Here is a 21096-nt window from a genome sequence, read left to right as displayed (position 1 = left end):
TTGGTGACCAGGCCGTCGATGGGCATCGTCGTCGCCACGGGCGCGGCGGCGGGGGACCAGATCGTGGAGGCCGTCCAGCTGGGCGTCCGTGGCTGGGTCTCCAAGACGGAGACCGCCGAGGCGCTCGTGGACGCCATCCGCGGCGTGGCGCGGGGGGAGACCCGCATCCCGGCCGGCTTGCTGGCTGGAGTCCTGGTGGCGCTGTCCCGGGGACAGCGCACCACGGTCGAGCACGTCCAGGGGATCCGTGAGCTCACCGGGCGCGAGCTCGAGGTCCTCGGCTGCCTGGTCGAGGGCATGAGCCGAACCGAGATCGGGACCCTTCTGCACGTGTCCCCCAACACCGTGCGCACCCACGTCCAGAGCATCCTCCACAAGCTCAAGGTGCACTCAGCCCTGGCGGCGGTGGCCATCGCCCGGCGGGCCGGCATCTCGGGGGCGTCGCTCCCGATCCCCTAGGCCCCGGGAGGGAGTTCCGGAAGGCCCCCTTCCGCACTGACGCCGGCGTCGATGCGCCGGGCCAGCCAGAGGAGCACCCCGGGCCGCGAGCCGTGGATCTCGGTGGAACCCTCGCCGACCATCCACTGGTCACCTTCAGAAGTTCTCAGGTCCAGGGCTGGCGGGTGACCGCCCATGCGCAGCCTCGACACCGCATCGTCGATGAACCGGCGCAGCAGGTCCGGCTCGACATCGCCGAACCCGAACCCGTCGTCGAGGTCGACGTGGTGGTAGACGACCTCGCGCAGCCGCACGAACGGCAGGGCCATCGGTGAGATCTTCAGGCCACCACGCATCTCGACCTCGTCGACGGCGAGCGACCCCGTGAGCTCGGCCAGCCGCGGCGCCAGAGCAGAAGCGGTGCGGGCGACGTCGTCGACGAAGACGCCGGCCGGACGGCGGTCGTCGGATGAGGCCGGCCCTGCGCGCAGGGCGCCCTCCTCGATCTCGGCGTCACGGGCCGCGGTGCCTCCGGGATACATCTCCCGAGGATGTCCGTCCAGGGCCCACTCGGTGAGCCGCAGGATCGCGTCGGCGTTGCGGGCCACGTGGGTGAGGACGTGCGCGCGGCTCCAGCCCTCGCAGAGCGACCTCGCCCCTACGTCACCGAGCTGGGTGGCATGGTCCACGAGCAGCTGGGTATGCCGTGACACGAGCCGGAGGTCCGTGTCGAGGTCGGCAGGGGAGCCCGGGCCACGGCCCGAGCCGGTACCGGCGGTGGTGGGGTCGGTCATGGCAGCTGTCCTCCCGCGCTGGCGGCCCCCTTCGCCTCGGCCTCGGCGAGGGCGTGGGCCGCGCCGATGAAGGTGAGGTGGGAGAAGGCCTGCGGAAAGTTTCCCACCATCCGCTTCTCGAGGGGGTCGTACTCCTCGGAGATCAGGCCCACGTCGTTGAACAGCGCGACGAGACGGTCCATCAGGTCCCGGGCCTTCTCGGCCTGTCCGCACACGGCATACGCGCTGACGAGCCACCACGAGCAGGCCAGGAAGGGGTGCTCGTCGCCGGCGAGGCCGTCCACACCGCTCTCGGTGCGGTAGCGCAGCAGGAAGCCTTCACGCACCAGGTCCTGCTCGATGGCGGCAACCGTGCCGAGGACGCGCGGGTCGTCAGGAGGGAGGAAGCCCACGAGGGGGATGAGCAGCAACGACGCATCGACCTCGGTCGTGTCGTAGTGCTGGGTGAAGGTGTTGCGCTCGGCGTTGAAGCCCTTGGTGAGGATCTCGTCGCGCACCTCGTCCCGGAGCTCGCGCCACCGCTCGACAGGGCCGTCGAGCCCCCACTTCTCGACTCCCCGGACCGCCCGGTCGAACGCCGCCCACACCATGACGCGGGAGTGGGTGAAGTGCCGCAGGGGGCCACGGATCTCCCACAACCCGTTGTCCGGCTCCTGCCAGTGGCGCGCGAGGTTCTGGACGAGGGCACGCTGCATGGCCCACGACTGCGTCGACACCTCCAGCCCCCGCGCGCGGGCCTCGTCGAGGGCGATCATGACCTCGCCGAGGACGTCGGACTGGCGCTGGTCCACCGCCCCGTTCCCGATCCGGACAGGGGTCGAGCCGGCATACCCGGCGAGGTGGTCGAGCGTGCGTTCGGGTAGGCGACGGGATCCGTTGATGGTGTACATGATCTGCAGGTCCTCGGGGTCGCCGGCCACGGCACGCAGCAGCCAGTTGCGCCACAGGCGGGCCTCGTCGACGTACCCCGAGGCCAGCAGCGCCTCCAGCGTGAGGGAGGCGTCGCGCAGCCAGCAGTAGCGGTAGTCCCAGTTGCGCTCGCCGCCGAAGTCCTCGGGCAGGCTCGTGGTCGGCGCAGCGACGATGCCCCCGTAGCGCGAGTGCGTCATGCCACGCAGCGTCAGGAGCGACCTGACGACGAGCTCGCGATAGGGGCCCTCGTAGTCGCACCGGGCAGCCCACTCGTTGGACACCCGGATCGTCTCCGCGATCCTCGAGTCGATGTCCAGGGGTGGCGGCACCTGCTCGAACGAGGGGAACCACGTCGTCGAGAACGTGTGGGTCTCTCCGGCGGCGACGTCGAACTCGTCCTCGTGGTGCCCGTCACGGGCGTGGGGGAGCCGGCTGCCGCGCAGCACGAGCATGTCGGGCCCGGCGACCGCGGTGATGACGTCGCCGTCGAGGCGGTGTCCCACGCTGTGCGACACCCACGGGCGGACCTTGCCGTAGTCGAAGCGGACCACCCACTCGTGACACATCGTGACCGTGCCGCGCAGGCCCTCGACACTGCGGATGATGTCGGCCCGTCCGTCGCCCAGCGGCATCAGGTCCGTGACCTTCACCGCGCCCGTGTCGGTCTCGTGGACAGTCTCCAGAACGAACGAGTTCTCGATGTATCGACGGGTGCTGCTGGCGGGTCCCTTGGGGCCGAGGAGCCAGCGCCCGTTGTCGGGGGTGCCGACCAGCGCGGCGAAGCAGGCGCTCGAGTCGAACCGGGGGAGGCACAGCCAGTCGATCGAGCCAGCGCGGCTCACGAGGGCAGCGGTCTCGGTGTCGCCGAGCACGGCGTACTCCTCGATGGGGGTGGTCATGCGACGACACCCCGAGGACCCGAGTGAGGGACGAGCGAGGCCCGGAGGGGCGAGGAGCCTGGCCGGTTGGGCGTGGTCATGCGACGACACCCCGAGGACCCGAGTGAGGGACGAGCGAGGCCCGGAGGGGCGAGGAGCCTGGCCGGTTGGGCGTGGTCATGACGAGAGGGTATGCCGCGTGCAGGGGTCCACGCGGGAGGTGCCGGGCCGGTGGCCGGGAGAGGGTTGTCGGTGCGGCCACCTACGATGGTGCGCGTGACTTCAGCCGTGCCCGCCCGCCGCCACCAGCACGACCAGCTCATCGTCCGGGGTGCCCGTGAGCACAACCTCAAGGATGTGTCGGTCGAGCTGCCTCGTGACTCGCTGATCGTCTTCACGGGTTTGTCAGGGTCCGGCAAGTCGTCCTTGGCCTTCGACACGATCTTCGCCGAGGGGCAACGTCGCTACGTCGAGTCCCTGTCCGCCTATGCCCGGCAGTTCCTGGGACAGATGGACAAGCCCGACGTCGACTTCATCGAGGGGCTCTCGCCGGCGGTCTCGATCGACCAGAAGTCGACCAACCGCAACCCGCGCTCGACGGTCGGCACGATCACGGAGGTCTACGACTACCTCCGCCTGCTCTTCGCGCGCGCGGGCCGTCCGCACTGCCCGGTGTGTGGCGAGCCGATCACCCGGCAGAGCCCCCAGCAGATCGTCGACCGCCTCCTGGAGCTGCCCGAGAAGACCCGGTTCCAGGTCCTCGCCCCGGTCGTCCGCGCCCGCAAGGGGGAGTACGTCGACCTCTTCGGCGAGCTCCAGAGCAAGGGCTTCTCGCGAGCCCGGGTCGACGGCGAGGTCGTGTCGCTGACCGATCCCCCCAAGCTGGAGAAGCAGGTCAAGCACACCATCGACGTCGTGGTCGACCGCTTGGTGGCCAAGGGCAACGACACCGGGGCCAAGCGGCGGCTCACGGACTCCGTCGAGACCGCCCTCGGGCTGGCCGGGGGTGTCCTCGTCGTCGACTTCGTCGACAAGGACTCCAAGGACCCTGAGCGTGAGCGACGCTTCTCCGAGCGGATGGCGTGCCCCAACGACCACCCGCTGGCGATGGACGAGGTCGAGCCCCGCTCGTTCTCGTTCAACAGCCCCTTCGGCGCCTGTCCCAAGTGCACCGGTCTGGGCACCGAGCTGGAGGTCGACCCCGAGCTGCTGGTCCCCGACGAGGACCTGACCCTTGCCCAGGGCGCGATCGCCCCCTGGGCGTCAACCAGCGGGTCCGCCGAGTACTTCCAGCGCGTGATGACCGCGCTCGGTGAGGACCTCAAGTTCACGATGGACACCCCCTGGCACGCCCTGCCGGACCGCGCCAAGGAGGCGCTGCTGCACGGTCAGAACTACAAGGTCCACGTCCGCTACAAGAACCGCTACGGGCGGGAGCGGTCCTACACGACTGGCTTCGAGGGTGTGGTCCCCTTCGTGAAGCGTCGACACTCCGAGACCGACTCCGAGTGGAGCCGGGAGCGCTACGAGGGGTACATGCGCGAGGTGCCGTGCCCCGAGTGCGGTGGCGCCCGCCTCAAGCCCGAGTCGCTGGCCGTTCACATCGGGGGCCGCAGCATCTCGGCAATCTGTGCGCTGGCCATCGCCGACTGTGCGAAGTTCCTCAAGGAGGTCGACTTCACCGTCCGTGAACGGCAGATCGCCGAGCGGGTGATCAAGGAGATCGACGCGCGGCTCGGGTTCCTGCTCGACGTGGGGCTCGACTACCTCTCGCTCGACCGCCCGGCGGGCACGCTCTCCGGCGGCGAGGCCCAGCGGATCCGGCTCGCGACCCAGATCGGCTCGGGCCTGGTCGGAGTCCTCTACGTCCTCGACGAGCCGAGCATCGGTCTGCACCAGCGCGACAACCACCGGCTCATCGAGACGCTGACGCGGCTGCGCGACCTCGGCAACACGCTCATCGTCGTCGAGCACGACGAGGACACGATCGCCACTGCGGACTGGGTCGTCGACATCGGCCCGGGAGCCGGCGAGCACGGTGGGGTCGTCGTCCACTCGGGCACGGTCCAGGGACTGCTCGAGCACCAGGACTCGATCACCGGCAAGTACCTCTCCGGGCGCCTCGAGATCCCCATGCCCGCTCTGCGCCGACCCCAGGAGCGCGGGCGCGAGGTCACCGTCGTCGGGGCTCGCGAGCACAACCTGCACGGGGTCGACGTGTCGTTCCCGCTGGGCAACCTCGTGGCGGTCACCGGAGTCTCCGGCTCGGGCAAGTCGACGCTCGTCAACGACATCCTCTACAACGTCCTGGCCAACAAGCTCAACGGTGCCCGCCACGTCCCGGGGCGGCACAAGACGGTCACGGGCCTGGACAACCTCGACAAGGTCGTCCACGTCGACCAGAGCCCGATCGGCCGCACTCCGCGGTCCAACCCGGCGACCTACACGGGTGTCTTCGACGCCGTGCGCAAGCTCTTCGCGACGACGACCGAGGCCAAGATCCGTGGCTACCAGCCCGGTCGGTTCTCGTTCAACGTCAAGGGCGGTCGCTGTGATGCCTGCTCGGGCGACGGCACCATCAAGATCGAGATGAACTTCCTCCCCGACGTCTACGTCCCGTGCGAGGTGTGCCATGGGGCGCGCTACAACCGCGAGACGCTCGAGGTCCACTTCAAGGGCAAGACGATCGCTGACGTCCTCGACATGCCGATCGAGGAGGCCGCCGACTTCTTCGCCGCGGTGCCCGGCATCGCTCGCCACATGAAGACGCTCAACCAGGTGGGGCTCGGGTACGTCCGACTCGGGCAGCCCGCACCCACGCTGTCCGGTGGTGAGGCGCAACGCGTCAAGCTGGCCGCCGAGCTGCAGAAGCGGTCGACGGGCCGGACCATCTACGTCCTGGACGAGCCCACCACGGGGTTGCACTTCGAGGACATCCGCAAACTGCTCCTCGTCCTGCAGGGTCTGGTCGACAAGGGCAACACCGTGATCGTGATCGAGCACAATCTCGACGTCATCAAGAACGCCGACTGGATCGTCGACATGGGTCCCGAGGGCGGCAACGGCGGAGGTCGCGTCATCGCCGAGGGCACTCCCGAGCAGGTCGCCACGGTGGAGGACAGCTACACCGGGCAGTTCCTCGCGCCCATCCTGGCGCGCAGCGCGCGCACGCCGCAGCGAGCCACCGGGGCGGCCAAGCGCACCGCAGCTGCGGCCGCGCCGAAGAAGACCGCCACCACGAAGACCGCGACCACGAAGCCGGCAACCAACGCGACTCCGAAGACGACGACTGCGAAGAAGGCGACCGCGAAGAAGGCGACGGCGAAGAAGGCGACCGCGAAAGCGGCCACGAAGCGCGCCGCCCCCAAGGTCACGTCGAAGTCCGCGAAAGCGACCTCCACGAGGTAGGCCCACCCCGCCGATGAAGGCTCCTGCGCGAACGGCCCCTCGGAAATCACCGAGGGGCCGTTCGCGGTGTGCCGGCCAGCCGGCACACCAGGGAGTGCCTAGACGTCGCCGCCGAGGTAGGACGCCTTGACCGCAGGGTCGTTGGCCAGTTCCTGGCCGGTTCCCTCACGCACGATCTCGCCGGTCTCGAGGATGTAGGCGCGGTCGGCGCGCTTGAGCGCCTGCGCAGCGTTCTGCTCGACGAGGAGCACGGTCGTGCCCTGCTTGTTGATCTCGGTGATGATGTCGAAGATCTGCTGGATGAGCTTGGGCGCCAGTCCCATCGACGGCTCGTCCAGGAGCAGCAGCTTCGGGTTGGCCATGAGGGCGCGCCCGATCGCGAGCATCTGCTGTTCGCCGCCCGACATGGTGCCGGCCACCTGGCTGCGCCGCTCCGCCAGCCGCGGGAAGAGCCCGAAGACCCGGTCGCGGTCCTCCTTGATCTTCGGCGTCTTGCGGTCGCTCCGGGCGTAGGCACCCATGTCGAGGTTCTCGAGCACGGTCATGCCGACGAAGCAGCCTCGGCCCTCGGGCGACTGGGCGATCCCCAGCACCGGACGTTCGTGGGGCGGCATCGCGGTGATGTCCTGACCCTCGAACCGGATGGAGCCCGCGCGGACCGGGCGCAACCCGGAGACCGTCTTCATGGTGGTCGTCTTTCCGGCACCGTTGGCCCCGATGAGCGTGACCACCTCGCCCTCGTTCACCGTGAACGAGATGTTGCGGATGGCCTCGATGCGTCCGTAGTTGACGCAGAGGTCGTCGACCTCAAGAAGCATCTTCATCAACTCCCAGATAGGCGGCGATCACCGCAGGGTTGTCCTGGATCTCGGCGGGCAGTCCCTCGGCGATCTTCTTGCCGAACTCCAGCACCACGATCCTGTCGGTGACGCCCATGACGAGCTTCATGTCGTGCTCGATGAGCAGCACGGTGTAGCCCTGGTCGCGGATCGACCGGATGAGCTCCATCAGCCGAGCCTTCTCCGCCGGGTTGAAGCCGGCCGCCGGCTCGTCGAGGCAGAGCAGCTTGGGGTTCGTGGCGAGGGCTCGCGCGATCTCGAGCCGCCGTTGGTCGCCGTAGGGCAGGTTGCGGGCGAGCTCGTCGGCCCGCTTGTCCAACCCCATGAACTTGAGCAGCTCGAAGGCACGTTCCATGCCCTCGGCCTCCTCGGCATGGTGTTTGCGCAGCCGCAGCAGCGCCGACCCCATACCCGTGGAGTGGTGCGCATCCGCGCCGACCAGGACGTTCTCCAGTGCCGTCATGTTGTGGAACAACCGGATGTTCTGGAAGGTGCGGGCGATGCCCAGCTTGGTGATCTGGAACTTCTGTCGCTTGCCGAGCGGCTCGCCCATGAACTGGATCCCGCCCGAGGTGGGCTGGTAGACACCGGTCATCACGTTGAAGCAGGTCGTCTTGCCAGCACCGTTGGGCCCGATCAGGCCGAGGATCTCGCCGGTGTTGATGTGGAACGAGACACCGTCGAGGGCCGTGACACCGCCGAAGCGCAGGGTCACGTCGTCGACCTCGAGCATCTTGCCCTTGGGGAGGTGGGCGATCTCGTCGACACTGATGTCGACCGAGGTGTCCGGGGTGGTGTCGACCTCGGGACGGGTCGTGGCCTCGTCGTCGACCCGGGGTCCGCGTGCCGCGGCCGCGGCATCGGCGGTCTCGTCAGGCGTCTTGTCAGGCGTGGTGTCAGGCATGGGTCGCCCCTTCCTCGAGGACCTCTGTCTCGATGTCCGCCTGTTTGGCACGCACCGATCGTCGAGGCGGCATCAGGCCCTGCGGTCGGAAGATGGCCAGCGCCATCAGGGCGAGGCCGAACAGCAGGAACCGAGCGTCGGACAGGAACCGGAACTTCTCCGGCGCCCAGGTCAGCAGAGCCGCAGCGAGCACGACGCCCCAGCGGTTGCCCTGACCACCGACGACGACCATGGCGACGAAGAGCACGGAGTACAGGATGGTGAAGTTGTCCGGGTTGATGAACTGCTGCTTGGTGGCGAAGAGCGCACCGGACAGTCCGCCGATCGCGGCACCCGTGGCGAAGGCCAGCAGCTTGAACCGGAAGGTCGGGACACCCATGAGCTCAGCGGCGTCCTCGTCCTCGCGGGTTGCCTCCCAGGCCCGGCCGACGCGAGAGTTCTGCATCCGCCAGTCGAGGAAGAGCACCACGCCCACGAGAGTCAGCGCCAGCCAGTAGTAGGGCACCGAGTCGGTGACCCCGAACTGCAGGAACGTCGTGGTGTTGCTCTGGTCGACGTAGGCGACGAACCCCTCCCACTTGAGCTTGGGGATCTCGAACAGTGCCCAGCTCGGTGGCGTGGGAATGTTCGAGATACCGCGGGAGCCGCCGGTCAGGGCGTCGGCGTTCACCAGGATCAGCCGGACGATCTCGCCGAAGCCGAGGGTCACGATCGCGAGGTAGTCGCCCCGCACGCGCAGCGTGGGCGCGCCGAGGACGATGCCCGAGAACAGCGTGACCGCCATCGCGATCGGGATGCACAGCAGCAGCGGAAGCTTCCCATGGGCCGACCCGAGCACGCCCACCGTGAACGCGCCGATCGCGAAGAAGCCGATGTACCCGAGGTCGAGCAGGCCGGCATACCCGATGACGATGTTGAGCCCGATCGCGACCAGGGCGTACAGCGCGCAGAGGAACAGCACGGCACCGAAGTCGGAGTCGGTCGTCGTGATCAGCGGCGGGTTGAGGATCGGCAGGAGGTAGACGAACACCACGGCGGCGACCATCAGCACGATCTTGGCCCAGCGGGGCAGGGCACGGAAACGGTCACCGACCCCGTGGAACACGTTCGAGACGGCGCTCATGCGCGTGCCTTTCCGAGGGACTCACCGAGCAGGCCGGTGGGCCGGAACAGGAGGATGACCACGAGGAGCGTGAAGGCCACGACGTCCTTCCACTCTCCACCGAAGATGGCTTGACCGTAGTTCTCGGCCACGCCGAGGATGAAGCCACCGAGCAGAGCGCCGCGAAGGTTGCCGATGCCGCCGAGCACGGCGGCGGTGAAGGCTTTCACGCCGAGCAGGAAGCCCGAGTTGTAGCGGATCTGCCCGATCCGGATGAGGTACATCATCGCGGCGGCACCAGCCATGGCCCCGCCGATGACGAAGGTCAGCCGGATGACCCTGTCGCGGTTCACACCCATCAGGGCGGCGGACTCGGGGTCCTGGGCAACGGCGCGGATCCCCCGGCCGAGACGGGACCGCTGCATGAACTGGTCGAGCACGATCATCATGACGATGGCCGACCCCAGGACGATGAGGTCCTTGTTGGAGACGTGGTAGTCGAAGACGTAGAAGAGCCGCTTCGTCTCGATGTTGAGCGGGAACGGCGCGGCCTCGCGGGGACGGCCGACGTAGTTGACCAGGTCGTCGTCCTTGCCGAACCACTTGAACGGCTTGTCGCGCAGGCCCATCACTTCCGACAGCGTGTACGACGCACCGATCGCGGAGATGAGCGCGATCAGCGGTGGCGAGTTGCGCTTGCGGAGCGGGCGGTAGGCGACGAACTCGAGGCCGAGCGCCACGAGCGCGGAGATCACCATGGCCGACGCGAAGCCCGCAATGAGGAACCCGACGACGCCGATGCCGCTCGCCTTGCTGGCGCCGAGCGCCACCAGGGCCCAGACGGCCGCGAAGCCGCCCCACATGAACACCTCGGAGTGGGCGAAGTTGATGAGGCGCAGCACGCCGTAGACGAGCGTGTAGCCGAGAGCAATCAGCGCGTAGATGGCCCCGTTGGCCAACCCGGTGATTGTGAACTCCCAGAAGTTGTTCAGGAGAAGCTGCATCAGACCTCCGTGGTGAGGGACCTGCGCGTCAGTGCGGCGGGGTCCGGGTCCGGACGGGAACACGGTAGCGGCCAGGACCCCCGTTGCCGAGAGCCCTGGCCGCTACACGTGGTGTTACTTGACTTCCTGGTCCGGAACGATCTTGCCGCCGGTGACCTTGTAGGCCCACACGTGGATGTCCGCCGGCTCGCCCTTGGCGTCGAACTTGACCTGCTTGGTGACGCCCTTCTGGTCGTAGGAGGCGATGAAGGCGTTGATGTCGGCCGACGTGGTCTTCCCAGCCTTGATGGCAGCGAGGAACACGTTGGCTGCGTCGTAGGCCTCTGCCGAGTACGTGGCCGGGTCCGAGTTGTAGGCCTTCTTGTAGGCGGCCGCGAACTCGGGTGCCTGGTCCGGCGGGAGGCACGGGCAGGTGACGATGGCGCCCTCGGCCGCCGCACCGGCGCCCTTGATGAAGCCGTCGTCCTTGACGCCGTCGCCGGCGACGAAGGTGCCGGTGAAGCCACCGTCCTTCAGCTGCTTGGCCAGCTTGCTGGCGTTGGAGTAGTAGCCGCCGTAGAAGAACGCGGTCGCACCCGAGGCCTTGGCCTTGGTCACGGTCGCGGAGAAGTCGTCCTGCTTGCCGTCGGCTGCAGTGTGGTCGGTGCCGGTGACGAGCGCTCCGAGATCACTCTTGACGATGTCGGCCAGGCCCTTGCCGTACTCGGAGGTGTCGTCCGAGACGAAGACCTTCTGCGCCTTCAGGACGTCCTTGATGTACTTCGCGGCCGCGGGGCCCTGGCTGTTGTCGTTGCCGAGGATGCGGTGGAAGGTCTTCCAGCCGTTCTCGGACAGCTTCGTCGCCGTCGCGGAGGCCGTGATGATGTTCAGGCCGGCCTTGTCGAAGATCGGGTCGGCGGCCTTGGACTCACCGGAGAAGGCGGGGCCGACGATGCCGACCAGCTTCTTGTCGGTGACGGCCTTCTGGGCCAGTCCGGGGGCAATGGACGGGTCGCCCTGGCTGTCGAACGAGGTGAGCGCGACCTTGCAGTCGGCGTTCTTCTCGTTGTACTGCTTGACGGCGAGCTCGGCACCGTTCTTGATGTTGATGCCGAGGTTGGCAGCGTCGCCGGTGAGGGCGCCGAAGAAGCCGATCTTGAGGTCACACGCCTTGGAACCGGCGTCGGAGCTGCCGCCAGTGGTTCCACCACAGGCAGTCAGCGCGAGGGCAGCGGCCACGAGTGGCGCGCCAATCTTGAACACGGAACGCAAGACTCCTCCTGAAGTCATTGGGTGCTCGCGGGCCGTACGGCGCCCACGGGTCACCCCGGTTGGGGTGTGTGCAGACTATGCCGCTGTTCCCCCTGCGGGGCAGCACATCAACCCCATGCGTGACCGTGTCGTTATCACCGCCCGGTGGCGGGTGCCGTGAACGTCGTGGCAGCGTCACCCGTCATACCCATGTCCCACGCATGTCTCATACAGGTCCCACCCATCATCGGCCCGCATCCTCGGGCCATCTGGTCAGCCCCGTGAGGGGGCACCTCCACCGAAAGGCGCGCGCATGACCACCCCAGAAGACCACCCCGTCACCGGCCCCTCCCGCCGCACCGTGCTGGCGTCCGCCGGCCTCGCCGGAGTCGGCGTCACTGCACTCGCCGGCTGTGGAGCCGCCGAGGACGCTGCGAGCAGCGCGGCCAGCACGGCCAAGGACGCCGCGACCAGCGCCGTCAAGGACGCCATCTCGAAGGCGACCATCCCCGTGGGGGGAGGCAAGATCTTCACCGACCAGAAGGTGGTGGTCACCCAGCCCACCTCGGGGGAGTTCAAGGCCTTCAGCGCCGTGTGCACCCACCAGGCGTGCCTGGTGACCACCGTCGCCAACGGCACCATCAACTGTGCCTGCCACGGCAGCGAGTACGACATCACCACCGGCGCGGTCAAGAAGGGACCGGCCACCAAGGCCCTTCCGGAGAAGTCCGTGGCCGTGAGCGGCGACGGGATCTCGGTCACCTGACCTTCCCCGCCAGAAGCGCAGGGCCAGGTATGCCGCGCCGTCCCGACGCGGCATACCTCGTCTCCGCGGGAAGCGGGGCTCCCGCGGGACGGGCCGTCGGTCGCCCTCCATAGAGTGGAGTCGTGGCTGACCCGTCGACCTACCGTCCGGCGCCGGGGGAGATCCCGGTCGACCCGGGCGTCTACCGGTTCCGGGACGCCGCCAAGCGCGTCATCTACGTCGGCAAGGCCAAGTCCCTGCGGCCGCGGCTGTCGTCCTACTTCCAGGACATCTCAGCCCTGCACCCCCGCACCGCCACCATGGTCACCACGGCTGCGAGCGTCGAGTGGACCGTGGTCTCGACCGAGGTCGAGGCGCTGCAGCTCGAGTACTCCTGGATCAAGGAGTACGACCCGCGGTTCAACGTCAAGTACCGCGACGACAAGTCCTACCCCTACCTCGCGGTGACGCTCGGGGAGGAGTTCCCGCGGGCGCAGGTGATGCGCGGGGCCAAGCGCAAGGGCACCCGCTACTTCGGCCCTTACGCCCATGCCTGGGCCATCCGCGAGACGCTCGACCTGTTGTTGCGGGTGTTTCCCGTCCGCACCTGCTCCTCGGGGGTCTTCAAGCGGGCCGGGCAGGTGGGCCGTCCGTGTCTGCTGGGCTACATCGACAAGTGCTCGGCGCCCTGCGTGGGGAGGGTCAGCCCAGAGGAGCACCGCGCCATCGCCGAGGACTTCTGCGACTTCATGGCCGGCAACACGACGCGGTTCGTCAAGCGGCTCGAGCGCGACATGGCTGCCGCGTCGAAGTCCTTGGAGTTCGAACAGGCAGCCCGGATGCGCGACGACCTCGTGGCGCTGGGCAAGGCGCTGGAGAAGTCCGCCATCGTCCTGGGCGACGGCACCGACGCCGACGTGTTCGCCCTCGAGCACGACGGGCTCGAGATCGCCGTCCAGGTCTTCCACGTGCGTGGCGGGCGCGTGCGCGGACAGCGCGGCTGGGTCGCCGAGATGGACGCCGAGACCGTGCCCGAGATCGTCGGCCACCTCCTCCAGCAGGTCTACGGAGGCGAGTCGGACGACAGCGTGCCGCGCGAGGTGCTGGTGCCGGTCCTGCCGGAGGACCCGGATGCCGTCGCGATCTGGCTCGGGTCGCTGCGGGGCTCCGGGGTCGACTTGCGCGTGCCCCAGAGGGGCGACAAGCGCACCCTGCTCGAGACCGTGCACCGCAACGCGAAGCAGTCGCTGGCCCGGCACAAGCTCGCCCGCGCCGGGGATCTCACGGCACGCAGCCAGGCACTGCAGGAGCTGCAGACCAGCCTCGACCTGGCTGATGCGCCGCTGCGCGTCGAGTGCTACGACATCAGCCACATCCAGGGCTCCCAGGTCGTCGGGTCGATGGTCGTCTTCGAGGACGGGCTGGCCCGCAAGTCCGAGTACCGCCGGTTCGTCATCCGTGGCGAGCAGGTGGACGACACCGCGGCGATGGACGAGGTGCTGACCCGGCGGTTCCAGCGCTACCTCGAGGAGCGCGACCAGGCCACCGACGTCGAGCTCGGCCCCGACCCGGAGAACGGTCCCGAGCGGATCGACCCCGACACCGGCAAGCCGAAGAAGTTCGCGTACCCGCCCAACCTCGTCGTCGTCGACGGCGGCCTGCCCCAGGTCAACGCCGCCCAGGCGGCCCTGACGGCGCTGGGCATCGACGACGTCGCCGTCGTCGGGCTCGCCAAGCGGCTCGAGGAGGTCTGGGTGCCCGGCCAGGACTACCCCGTCATCCTGCCGCGGACCAGTGAGGGCCTCTACCTGCTGCAGCGGGTCCGCGACGAGGCCCACCGCTTTGCCATCACCTTCCACCGCCAGCGCCGGTCCAAGGCCATGACCACGAGCGTCCTGGACGGTGTCCCCGGACTCGGGGAGACGCGACGCAAGGCCCTGCTGCGTCATTTCGGCTCGGTGAAGAAGGTTCGCGCGGCGACGGCCGAGGAGCTGCAGGAAGTTTCCGGCATCGGACCTGCGCTGGCAGCCACGATTGCGGCAGAGTTGGCCACCGCAGACACGGCCGCACCCGCCGTCAACCTGATGACCGGAGAGATCCTCGACGGTGACTGAGCGCGATGAGCAAGGAGACGGGGCAGGGATGACCGACGAGGACCGCGCAGCATCTGGGGCAGCGGTGCCGGACGCAGGAGCCCCGGACGCCGCCGACTCGGGCGACAAGCGCGACCAGGCTGAGCTCGTCATCGTGACCGGCATGAGTGGAGCCGGGCGGTCGACGACCGCCAACGTGCTCGAGGACTCCGGCTGGTACGTCGTCGACAACCTGCCGCCACACCTGCTCGTCTCGTTGGCCGACCTCGCCAACGAGGCACCGCGTCGGGCAGGTCTGCCGCGCCTTGCGGCCGTGGTGGATGTCCGGGCCCGCGGGTTCTTCGACCACCTCCAGACCGCGCTCGACGAGCTGCGCGACCGCGGGTGGCGACCCAACCTGGTCTTCCTGGACGCCACGGACGAGGCGATCGTGCGCCGCTTCGAGTCCGTGCGCCGACCACACCCTCTCCAGGGCCAGGGCCGGCTGCTGGACGGCATCACCCGCGAGCGCGCCATGCTGGCCGACCTGCGGGCCCGCGCCGACGTCGTCATCGACACGTCCGGCCTGAACGTCCACCAGCTCGCCAAGAAGGTCCACCCGGTCTTCTCCGGCGACATCGGCCACAAGGTCCGCATCGCGGTGATGTCGTTCGGCTTCAAGTACGGCGTGCCGCTCGACGCCGACTTCGTCTTCGACATGCGGTTCCTGCCGAACCCGTTCTGGATCCCCGAGCTGCGCAACTTCACCGGGCAGGACGCGCCGGTGGCCGAGTTCGTCATGGCCCAGGAGGGGGCTCCCGAGTTCGTCGACCGGGTCGTCGCACTCATGGACCCGGTGACCGAGGGCTACATCCGCGAGGGTCGCCGGTACGTCACCGTCGCGGTGGGCTGCACCGGCGGCAAGCACCGCTCCGTCGCCGTGGCCGAAGCGCTGCGGACCCGGCTCAGCAGCGACGACATCGCGACGTTCGTCGTGCACCGCGACCTGGGGCAGGAATAGTGAGTCTGACAGCGCAGCGAGCACACGAGCGAGGCACGAGCGAGGCGCGGAGCAAGCGCGGAAGCGAGCAGTTGTCATGACCGGCCCCGCGGTGGTCGCGCTCGGCGGTGGACACGGCCTCGCCGCTTCGCTCGAGGCACTCAAGCTGGTCTGTGACGACATCACGGCGGTGGTCACCGTCGCCGACAACGGTGGGTCTTCCGGACGGCTTCGCGACGAGTTCGACGTGCTGCCGCCGGGTGACCTGCGGATGGCCCTGACCGCGCTCTGCGACGACACCGAGTGGGGCCACACCTGGCGAGACGTCCTGCAGCACCGGTTCCGCGGCAACGGGCAGCTGGGCGGCCACGCCCTCGGCAACCTGCTGATCACCGCCCTGTGGGACCTGCACCACGACCCGGTCATCGGGCTCGACCTCGTTGGTCGACTCCTCAACGCCCGGGGCCGGGTGCTGCCCATGGCCGCCGTGCCACTCGAGATCACCGCCCGGGTACGTGGCCTGGACCCGGCCGACGCCCGGGCTCTCTCGACCTTGCGCGGCCAGGTGGCGGTCGCCACGACCAAGGGGACCGTGCTCAGCATCGCCCTCGAGCCGGCTGATCCCCCTTCGGCACCCGAGACCGTGGCGGCCGTGCGTGAGGCCGACTGGGTGATCCTCGGGCCGGGGTCGTGGTTCACCTCGGTGATGCCGCACCTCATGGTGCCGGGTCTGCGCGACGCGCTCCATGACACGACCGCCCGGCGGTTGCTGACCCTCAACCTGGAGCACTCCGGCGAGACGGCCGGCTTCACGGCCGCCCGCCAGCTGGAGGCGCTCGTGGACCACGCGCCGCGAATGCGGCTGGACGCCGTCCTGGCCGACCCCAGTGCTGTCGACGATGAGGCAGGATTGCGCACGGCCGCCGCGCGACTCGGTGCAGAGCTGGTGCTTGCACCAGTGGCGCAACGCGGCGCACCGGGGCACCATGACTCGCTCAGGCTGGCGGCGGCATACCGTGACCTGTTCGGCTGAGGGCGGACATGGTTGAGTCTGACGCGAGACCACGTCAGCGCCTCTGGGCGCCGACGAACCAGGGGAGACAGCACAGCATGGGAGCAGAGCCCACCAGTGCACGACGGCGAGATGGCAGGATGAACCAATGGCAATGACGGCGCGGGTCAAGGACGAGCTCAGCAGACTCGACGTCACGAAGCCCTGCTGCCGCAAGTCGGAGGTGGCCGCGACGCTGCGGTTCGCTGGCGGCCTGCACATCGTGGGGGGACGGATCGTCGTCGAGGCCGAGCTCGACACGGCGAACGCCGCCCGACGGCTCCGCAAGAACATCAGCGACCTGTACGGCCACCCCTCGGAGGTGCTGGTCCTCGCAGCCGGCGGTCTGCGCAAGGGCAGCCGCTACGTCGTCCGGGTGGTCCAGGACGGCGAGGCCCTGGCCCGGCAGACCGGGCTGATCGACGCCCGGGGGCGTCCGGTGCGGGGGCTGCCACCCAAGGTGGTCAGCGCCTCGGCCTGCGACGCCGAAGCAGCCTGGCGCGGTGCCTTCATCGCCCACGGCTCGCTGACCGAGCCCGGCCGATCCTCTGCTCTCGAGGTCACGTGCCCGGGGCCTGAGGCGGCCCTCGCCCTCGTCGGAGCGGCTCGTCGCCTCGGCATCCAGGCCAAGGCACGCGAGGTGCGCGGCGTCGACCGGGTCGTCATCCGCGACGGCGATGCCATCGGGGCAATGCTCACGCGACTGGGCGCGCACGACGCGGTCATGGCGTGGGAGGAGCGGCGGATGCGCCGCGAGGTCCGGGCCACGGCCAACCGGCTGGCCAACTTCGACGACGCCAACCTGCGCCGCTCGGCGCGCGCCGCCGTTGCGGCCGGCGCCAGGGTGCACCGCGCCATGGAGATCCTCGGCGACGAGATCCCCGACCACCTCAAGGAGGCCGGGGCGCTGCGGTTGGAGCACAAGCAGGCCTCGCTCGAGGAGCTCGGCCAGCTTGCCCAGCCACCGATGACCAAGGACGCCGTGGCAGGGCGGATCCGGCGCCTGCTGGCGATGGCCGACAAGCGGGCCCAGGACCTCGGCATCCCGGGTACCGAGGCCAACCTCACGCCCGACATGCTCGACGCCTGATCGACCCATGACCGACGCACGCCAGCGCCTGACTCGGAGCGGGGACAACGCATGACGAGGATCGCCGTCGTCGGAACCGGGTACGTCGGACTCTCCATGGCGGTCCTGCTCGGCCAGCGACACGACGTCGTGGCCCTCGACATCGACGCGGCCCGCGTCGACCTGCTGAGCTCGGGCCGCAGCCCCATCGCGGACCCCGAGATCGAGACGTTCCTCGCCCACCACGAGCTGACGCTGACCTTCACGACCGACCCGGCCACGGCCTACGCCGGCGCCGAGTTCGTCATCATCGCGACACCGACCGACTACGACCCCGTGACCAACTACTTCGACACCTCGACCGTGGAGAAGGTCGCGGCCGACGTGGTGGCTGCCAACCCGACCGCCGTGATGGTCGTGAAGTCCACGGTCCCGGTCGGCTTCACCGAGGACCTCTCGCAGCGACTCGGCACCGACAACCTGCTGTTCAGTCCAGAGTTCCTCCGCGAGGGCAAGGCGCTGTGGGACAGCCTGCACCCTTCCCGGATCGTCGTGGGCGAGCGCAGCGACCGGGGGCAGGCGTTCGCCGACCTGCTGCGGGAGGGGTCCGAGGAGCCGGATGTCCCCGTGCTGCTCACCGACAGCACCGAGGCCGAGGCCGTGAAGCTGTTCGCCAACACCTATCTGGCCATGCGCGTCGCCTTCTTCAACGAGCTCGACACCTTCGCAGTGACCCACGGACTCGACCCCCGCCAGATCATCGAGGGGGTCGGGCTCGACCCGAGGATCGGCCCTGGCTACAACAACCCCTCTTTCGGCTACGGCGGGTACTGCCTGCCCAAGGACACCAAGCAGCTGCTGGCCAACTACCAGAACGTGCCCCAGTCGCTCATCGAGGCGATCGTCACGGCCAACACCACCCGCAAGGACTTCGTGGCGACCGACATCCTGCGTCGCCACCCCCGCATCGTCGGCATCCACCGCCTGATCATGAAGTCCGGCTCCGACAACTTCCGGTCGAGCAGCGTCCAGGGGATCATGAAGCGGATCAAGGCCAAGGGTGTGGAGGTCGTGGTCTACGAGCCCGCGCTGGCCGATGACCACTTCTTCGGCTCACGGGTGATCCGCGACCTCGCCGAGTTCACCGAGGTGGCCGACGTCATCGTCGCCAACCGGATGGTCGGCGAGCTCACGCCGGTGGCCGACAAGGTCTACACCCGAGACCTCTTCGGCGGCGACTACTGACCTGCTCCTGAGCCCTGGGCGAGGGGGCGACGTTACCGGCCCGTACGCCGGACCGCCGTGACTCCCGGCGGCCCCGCTCGCTAGGCTCGGGCCCGAGCATTTCCGCGCCGCGCCACGCGGCATACCGTCCCCATCTGAGAAGGACTTGGCATCGTGACTGTTCGCGTAGGTATCAACGGCTTCGGCCGCATCGGCCGCAACTTCTTCCGCGCCATCGAGGCGTCGGGAGCCGACATCGAGGTCGTGGCCACCAACGACCTGATGGACAACAAGACGCTGGCGCACCTGCTCAAGTACGACTCGATCCTCGGCCGCTTCCCCGGTGAGGTGACCTACGACGACACCTCGATCACCGCCGGTGGTAAGACGTTCAAGGTCTTCGAGGAGCGCGACCCGGCCAAGATCGACTGGGCCTCTGTCGGCGCCGACATCGTCGTGGAGTCGACCGGCTTCTTCACCGACGCGACCAAGGCCAAGGCGCACATCGACGGCGGCGCCAAGAAGGTCATCATCTCCGCGCCGGCGTCCAACGAGGACATCACCATCGTCATGGGCGTCAACGACGACCAGTACGACGCGGCCAAGCACACCATCATCTCCAACGCGTCCTGCACGACGAACTGCCTCGGCCCGATGGCCAAGGTCCTCAACGACGAGTTCGGCATCGTCAAGGGCCTGATGACGACCATCCACGCCTACACCCAGGACCAGAACCTCCAGGACGCCCCGCACAAGGACCTGCGTCGCGCCCGGGCCGCAGCGCTCAACATCGTGCCCACCTCGACCGGCGCGGCCAAGGCCATCGGCCTCGTGCTGCCCGAGCTCAAGGGCAAGCTCGACGGGTTCGCGCTGCGCGTCCCGATCGCCACCGGTTCGGCGACCGACCTCACCTTCGAGGCGGGCCGCGAGACGACCGCCGAAGAGGTGAACGCCGCAGTCAAGGCCGCCGCCGAGGGTCCGCTCAAGGGCATCCTCGTCTACACCGAGGACGCCATCGTCTCCAAGGACATCGAGACCGACCCGGCCTCGTGCATCTTCGACGCAGGCCTGACCAAGGTCATCGGCAACCAGGTGAAGGTCATCGGCTGGTACGACAACGAGTGGGGCTACTCCAACCGCCTCGCCGACCTCGTGGTCCTCGTCGGCCAGACGCTCTGACCCGGGTCGAGCCACAGCTGATGCACTCGATCTCCGAGCTGGGCGACCTGCGCGGCAAGCGCGTCCTCGTCCGGTCAGACCTCAACGTGCCCCTGGACGGGACGACGATCACCGACGACGGGCGCATCCGCGCGTCGGCGCCCACCATCGCGTCGCTGTCCGAGGCGGGTGCCCGCGTCATCGTGTGCGCCCACCTCGGTCGGCCCAAGGGCGCGCCCGAGGACAAGTACTCGCTGGCTCCGGTGGCTGTTCGCCTCGGCGAGGTCCTCGGCCGCGACGTCACGTTCGCCAGCGACACGGTGGGCGACAGCGCCAAGGCGGCGGTCGAGGCGGCCCGGGACGGCGACGTCGTGCTGCTGGAGAACCTCCGGTTCAACCCGGGAGAGACGGCCAAGACCGACGACGAGCGCGCCGAGTTCGCGCGCCAGCTCGCCGGGCTGGCCGACGTCTTCGTCTCCGACGGCTTCGGTGTAGTGCACCGCAAGCAGGCCAGCGTCTACGACGTCGCGCGGCTGCTGCCGTCGGCCGTGGGCGGGCTCGTCGAGACCGAGGTCGGCGTCCTGAAGCGCCTCACCGAGGACCCGGAGCGTCCGTATGCCGTGGTGCTCGGTGGTGCGAAGGTCTCCGACAAGCTCGGCGTCATCGACAACCTGCTCCAGACGGCCGATCGCCTCCTCATCGGCGGTGGCATGGTCTTCACCTTCCTCGCCGCCCAGGACTACGAGGTGGGCAAGAGCCTGCTCGAGGCCGACCAGCTCGACCAGGTCAAGGGCTACCTCGAGCAGGCCAAGGAGCGTGGCGTCGAGATCGTCCTCCCGGTCGACATCGTCGCCGCCACCGAGTTCTCGGCCGACGCCGAGCGCGACGTGGTGCCCGCCGGCGCGATCCCCGCCGACCGCATGGGGCTCGACATCGGGCCCGAGTCCGGGGTGCTGTTCGCCGAGAAGCTCAAGGACTGCAAGACGGTCTTCTGGAACGGCCCGATGGGTGCGTTCGAGATGGAGCCGTATGCCGCAGGCACGGCTGCGGTGGCCGCGGCCCTGGTCGAGGCGACCGAGAAGGGGGCCCTCACCGTCATCGGTGGTGGCGACTCCGCGGCTGCCGTGCGCCAGCTCGGCTTCGACGACGACCAGTTCGGGCACATCTCGACCGGCGGTGGCGCGAGCCTGGAGTACCTCGAGGGCAAGGAGCTCCCGGGGCTCACCGTGCTCGACGAGACCACCGCCTGACCCAGCCCGACCAAGACC

General features: G+C 68.9%; 17 protein-coding genes. 10 read left to right on the top strand and 7 right to left on the bottom strand.

Translation table 11 applies throughout. From position 1 onward, the window contains the following. On the top strand, window positions 1–459 hold a 459-nt coding region (locus AC1DWR_RS05560), incomplete at its 5' end, for a response regulator transcription factor (RefSeq protein WP_477623798.1). On the opposite strand, the gene AC1DWR_RS05555 is transcribed toward AC1DWR_RS05560, so the two are convergent. Continuing rightward, window positions 456–1232 carry a maleylpyruvate isomerase family mycothiol-dependent enzyme gene (locus tag AC1DWR_RS05555; protein WP_477612806.1) on the bottom strand — a complete coding sequence of 259 codons (777 nt, stop codon included), beginning with the start codon at window positions 1230–1232 and terminating at the stop codon, window positions 456–458. The genes AC1DWR_RS05560 and AC1DWR_RS05555 overlap by 4 nt on opposite strands. Further along, window positions 1229–3043 (bottom strand): glycoside hydrolase family 15 protein, encoded by a 1815-nt coding sequence (locus AC1DWR_RS05550; RefSeq protein WP_477612807.1) that lies wholly within the window; start codon window positions 3041–3043, stop codon window positions 1229–1231. The genes AC1DWR_RS05555 and AC1DWR_RS05550 overlap by 4 nt, the downstream gene beginning before the upstream one ends. A 246-nt stretch (window positions 3044–3289) precedes the next feature. Between AC1DWR_RS05550 and uvrA the strand changes: the two genes are divergently transcribed. Further along, complete coding sequence (gene uvrA, locus AC1DWR_RS05545; RefSeq protein WP_477613418.1) at window positions 3290–6430, top strand: excinuclease ABC subunit UvrA; 3141 nt, start codon at window positions 3290–3292, stop codon at window positions 6428–6430. Window positions 6431–6528: 98 nt separating this feature from the next. Here the strand turns inward: uvrA and AC1DWR_RS05540 are convergent, their stop codons facing one another. The 5 genes from AC1DWR_RS05540 to AC1DWR_RS05520 form a co-directional block, all read right to left on the bottom strand. After that, a complete protein-coding gene (locus AC1DWR_RS05540; protein ID WP_477613419.1) occupies window positions 6529–7248 on the bottom strand; it encodes an ABC transporter ATP-binding protein in 720 nt (239 codons plus the stop codon). Then, on the bottom strand, window positions 7238–8173 hold the full coding sequence (locus AC1DWR_RS05535) for an ABC transporter ATP-binding protein (protein ID WP_477612808.1): 936 nt from the start codon (window positions 8171–8173) through the stop codon (window positions 7238–7240). Before AC1DWR_RS05535 ends, AC1DWR_RS05540 begins: the two co-directional genes overlap by 11 nt. Then, complete coding sequence (locus AC1DWR_RS05530; RefSeq protein ID WP_477612809.1) at window positions 8166–9296, bottom strand: branched-chain amino acid ABC transporter permease; 1131 nt, start codon at window positions 9294–9296, stop codon at window positions 8166–8168. The genes AC1DWR_RS05535 and AC1DWR_RS05530 overlap by 8 nt, the downstream gene beginning before the upstream one ends. Further along, window positions 9293–10279 carry a branched-chain amino acid ABC transporter permease gene (locus tag AC1DWR_RS05525; protein WP_477612810.1) on the bottom strand — a complete coding sequence of 329 codons (987 nt, stop codon included), beginning with the start codon at window positions 10277–10279 and terminating at the stop codon, window positions 9293–9295. Before AC1DWR_RS05525 ends, AC1DWR_RS05530 begins: the two co-directional genes overlap by 4 nt. 114 nt (window positions 10280–10393) lie before the next feature. Beyond that, window positions 10394–11521: a branched-chain amino acid ABC transporter substrate-binding protein gene (locus AC1DWR_RS05520; RefSeq protein ID WP_477612811.1), complete on the bottom strand. Its 1128-nt coding sequence runs from the start codon at window positions 11519–11521 to the stop codon at window positions 10394–10396. Window positions 11522–11822: 301 nt separating this feature from the next. On the opposite strand from AC1DWR_RS05520, the gene AC1DWR_RS05515 reads away from it, so the two are divergent. From AC1DWR_RS05515 to AC1DWR_RS05480, 8 genes are all read left to right on the top strand, one after another. Further along, a complete protein-coding gene (locus tag AC1DWR_RS05515; protein WP_477612812.1) occupies window positions 11823–12275 on the top strand; it encodes a Rieske (2Fe-2S) protein in 453 nt (150 codons plus the stop codon). A gap of 122 nt (window positions 12276–12397) precedes the next feature. Further along, window positions 12398–14368, top strand: coding sequence for an excinuclease ABC subunit UvrC (uvrC, locus tag AC1DWR_RS05510; RefSeq protein ID WP_477612813.1), 1971 nt, complete (start codon window positions 12398–12400; stop codon window positions 14366–14368). Between the two features lie 28 nt (window positions 14369–14396). Then, entirely contained in the window at window positions 14397–15347 is a 951-nt protein-coding gene (gene rapZ / locus AC1DWR_RS05505; RefSeq protein ID WP_477612814.1) for an RNase adapter RapZ, read from the top strand. Window positions 15348–15423: 76 nt separating this feature from the next. Beyond that, window positions 15424–16359 carry a gluconeogenesis factor YvcK family protein gene (locus tag AC1DWR_RS05500; RefSeq protein WP_477612815.1) on the top strand — a complete coding sequence of 312 codons (936 nt, stop codon included), beginning with the start codon at window positions 15424–15426 and terminating at the stop codon, window positions 16357–16359. Between the two features lie 127 nt (window positions 16360–16486). Further along, the gene (whiA, locus tag AC1DWR_RS05495; protein ID WP_179422770.1) at window positions 16487–17467 is read left to right on the top strand and encodes a DNA-binding protein WhiA; all 981 of its coding nucleotides are present in this window, start codon (window positions 16487–16489) and stop codon (window positions 17465–17467) included. Window positions 17468–17518: 51 nt separating this feature from the next. After that, on the top strand, window positions 17519–18691 hold the full coding sequence (locus AC1DWR_RS05490; RefSeq protein ID WP_477612816.1) for a nucleotide sugar dehydrogenase: 1173 nt from the start codon (window positions 17519–17521) through the stop codon (window positions 18689–18691). Between the two features lie 153 nt (window positions 18692–18844). Next, window positions 18845–19849 carry a type I glyceraldehyde-3-phosphate dehydrogenase gene (gene gap, locus AC1DWR_RS05485; protein ID WP_477612817.1) on the top strand — a complete coding sequence of 335 codons (1005 nt, stop codon included), beginning with the start codon at window positions 18845–18847 and terminating at the stop codon, window positions 19847–19849. 20 nt (window positions 19850–19869) lie between these two features. Then, window positions 19870–21078, top strand: coding sequence for a phosphoglycerate kinase (locus AC1DWR_RS05480; protein WP_477612818.1), 1209 nt, complete (start codon window positions 19870–19872; stop codon window positions 21076–21078). Window positions 21079–21096 lie beyond the last annotated feature (18 nt).

This window comes from Pedococcus sp. P2_E2 (genome assembly GCF_056403955.1).
Note: the sequence above shows the minus strand (reverse complement) of the source record. Positions and strands in the feature narration are given on the sequence as shown.

What these genes read in the sequence shown, in the direction of transcription:
- AC1DWR_RS05530 (WP_477612809.1), bottom strand. Translation starts at nt 9,296, where the DNA reads ATGAGCGCCGTCTCGAACGTGTTCCACGGGGTCGGTGACCGTTTCCGT.
- rapZ (WP_477612814.1), top strand. Translation starts at nt 14,397, where the DNA reads ATGACCGACGAGGACCGCGCAGCATCTGGGGCAGCGGTGCCGGACGCA.
- AC1DWR_RS05525 (WP_477612810.1), bottom strand. Translation starts at nt 10,279, where the DNA reads ATGCAGCTTCTCCTGAACAACTTCTGGGAGTTCACAATCACCGGGTTG.
- AC1DWR_RS05540 (WP_477613419.1), bottom strand. Translation starts at nt 7,248, where the DNA reads ATGCTTCTTGAGGTCGACGACCTCTGCGTCAACTACGGACGCATCGAG.
- AC1DWR_RS05490 (WP_477612816.1), top strand. Translation starts at nt 17,519, where the DNA reads ATGACGAGGATCGCCGTCGTCGGAACCGGGTACGTCGGACTCTCCATG.
- AC1DWR_RS05500 (WP_477612815.1), top strand. Translation starts at nt 15,424, where the DNA reads ATGACCGGCCCCGCGGTGGTCGCGCTCGGCGGTGGACACGGCCTCGCC.
- AC1DWR_RS05550 (WP_477612807.1), bottom strand. Translation starts at nt 3,043, where the DNA reads ATGACCACCCCCATCGAGGAGTACGCCGTGCTCGGCGACACCGAGACC.
- AC1DWR_RS05515 (WP_477612812.1), top strand. Translation starts at nt 11,823, where the DNA reads ATGACCACCCCAGAAGACCACCCCGTCACCGGCCCCTCCCGCCGCACC.
- AC1DWR_RS05555 (WP_477612806.1), bottom strand. Translation starts at nt 1,232, where the DNA reads ATGACCGACCCCACCACCGCCGGTACCGGCTCGGGCCGTGGCCCGGGC.
- AC1DWR_RS05480 (WP_477612818.1), top strand. Translation starts at nt 19,870, where the DNA reads ATGCACTCGATCTCCGAGCTGGGCGACCTGCGCGGCAAGCGCGTCCTC.
- uvrA (WP_477613418.1), top strand. Translation starts at nt 3,290, where the DNA reads ATGGTGCGCGTGACTTCAGCCGTGCCCGCCCGCCGCCACCAGCACGAC.
- whiA (WP_179422770.1), top strand. Translation starts at nt 16,487, where the DNA reads ATGGCAATGACGGCGCGGGTCAAGGACGAGCTCAGCAGACTCGACGTC.
- AC1DWR_RS05535 (WP_477612808.1), bottom strand. Translation starts at nt 8,173, where the DNA reads ATGCCTGACACCACGCCTGACAAGACGCCTGACGAGACCGCCGATGCC.